This is a genomic window from Streptomyces iakyrus, from assembly GCF_000717055.1.
GTDB classification, from domain to species: domain Bacteria; phylum Actinomycetota; class Actinomycetes; order Streptomycetales; family Streptomycetaceae; genus Streptomyces; species Streptomyces iakyrus.
Genome location: NZ_JNXI01000135.1, coordinates 1 through 327, shown reverse-complemented (window position 1 = coordinate 327; position 327 = coordinate 1). Strand labels below are relative to the sequence as shown.

At 63.6% G+C, this 327-nt stretch carries 1 protein-coding gene; it reads right to left on the bottom strand.

Features of this window, described 5'->3' with window-relative positions; translation table 11 throughout:
* Positions 1-256, bottom strand: a 256-nt coding sequence (locus OO68_RS49055; RefSeq protein WP_167345960.1) for a DUF2613 domain-containing protein, incomplete at its 3' end; no start/stop codon positions are given.
* Positions 257-327: the final 71 nt, after the last annotated feature.

Sequence of the window (327 nt, the reverse complement as noted above, 5' to 3'; positions counted from 1 at the left end):
GCTGATCCCGCTTCACCTGCCAGCGGCCGAGGGTCTTCCTGCCCATTCCCGTGTTCGTGAGGGTTCCGTCCTGCCCGAACAGAAGCACCCAGTGGACCTTGTCGGTGAACTCCATGCCGGTGAACCGGCTGCGGATTTCCGATCCCTTGAGCGGTCGAAAGGTTTCCGCGTAGACGGTGCCTATTCCCAACAGAGCCGCCAGACCCAGGATCGCGCCCGCAGTCGCCGAAGCGCGATGCCAAATGGTGATCATCACGCAGCGGTCGCCTTCGACATCCGCGGCCAGTTATGCGTCTCGCCCTTGCGACGGGACGCCCAAGCGTAGAG